At 24.7% G+C, this 1382-nt stretch carries 1 protein-coding gene; it reads right to left on the reverse strand.

Going from position 1 to position 1382, the window contains the following annotated elements; translation table 11 throughout:
• Positions 1-197: 197 nt before the first annotated feature.
• Positions 198-1127, reverse strand: a complete 930-nt coding sequence (locus tag BN350_RS15170; RefSeq protein ID WP_028044357.1) for a tyrosine-type recombinase/integrase — start codon at positions 1125-1127, stop codon at positions 198-200.
• Positions 1128-1382 lie beyond the last annotated feature (255 nt).

Here is a 1382-nt window from a genome sequence, read left to right on the forward strand (position 1 = left end):
CTTATCACAAATATATGCAATAAGCAAATTATAATACATAAAAATAGACACTCATTTTATTGAGTGCCCACTTACTATTCTTAAACTTATTTCATTAAATACTAACTTAATAATATCTTTTTTGTATCTTATTCTAATAATTGTATACCATTAAATAGAAAATACCCTTCATAAAAATATAATACTATACTATAAGTTTAGAACTTTATAATTTTATTCACTTGCTTTTTTTTGAAATCAAGCGATGAATGAACATAGAGGTTTAATGTAGTTCCTACGGATGAATGTCCTAGTATCTCACTTAATGACTTTGTGTCTATTTCTTGCATAACACAATTTGTTGCATAACTATGTCTTAATGAATGAAACTTTATTGAAAAACCAAATTGATTACATAACTTTGCAAAACGATATTGTGTTGTACGGGGCTCTGGTATACGATTACTATTTGTAAGTATATAGTCTTCTACATTTTTTATTGTAATATATTGTTGATATTCTTTTATGTATTCAAGTAAAAATAATGGTATAGGAACTATTCTTTTAGAACTAGAAGTCTTTGGATTCAATACCATTAATGTTGTTTTCTTTTGAGCTGTATCTTTAGATTTTAATCTCTCTATTGTCTTATTAATTATGATGAATCCCTCTTCATAATTAATGTTTTCCCACTTTAAGGCACATATTTCTCCAATTCTTAATCCTCCATATAAAGCAATCAATACTGCCATATGAATTGGTTTATAATGATTAAAACAATAATTAGATAGATGACTTTTTTGATAATTAGTAAGGGTTGTAACCTCATTAACTTTTTTTACAATCTTTATTAGATCCATACTATTATTAATCGTTCCATATTTAATTTGTATATATCGATTAATAGATTTTAAAACATACTTAATTGTCATAAGAGTACTATTCGCATACTTATTTTCATTAAATAACATATGAAAAAAATTTAAAATAATCTCATCATTCATTTGTTCAATCGTACAATCCTTAAAATAAGGATTAATATGATTATTAACAACAACTTCATACTTAACAAATGTTGAATATTTTACGGATAACTTCTTAAGTTCCAACCACTCACCAGCAACCTCTGAAATACACTTCTTATTCATTTTCCTTTTCTCCTCTTCTCATAAATTTATATTACTAATAAAATGATTAGTAATATAAATAATTAGATAGGGTTGTTCTAAAGAAAACAATATATTTTTTAAATAATAGCAACAAAATCCTTTTTTCATAATTATCATTGAAAATATTAAGAATGATGCTATAATTCATTTCGTAGAATATGATGTTCTGCAAAAGAATAAAAAAAAGGACATTAATTTGTCCCACGATGTGATAACTATAACTACAGTTATCAC

It is taken from the genome of Candidatus Stoquefichus massiliensis AP9 (genome assembly GCF_000455285.1).
Lineage (GTDB): Bacteria > Bacillota_I > Bacilli_A > Erysipelotrichales > Coprobacillaceae > Stoquefichus > Stoquefichus massiliensis.

Excerpts from the sequence above, each read along its gene's own strand:
- BN350_RS15170 (WP_028044357.1), bottom strand. The coding sequence starts at position 1,127 with ATGAATAAGAAGTGTATTTCAGAGGTTGCTGGTGAGTGGTTGGAACTT.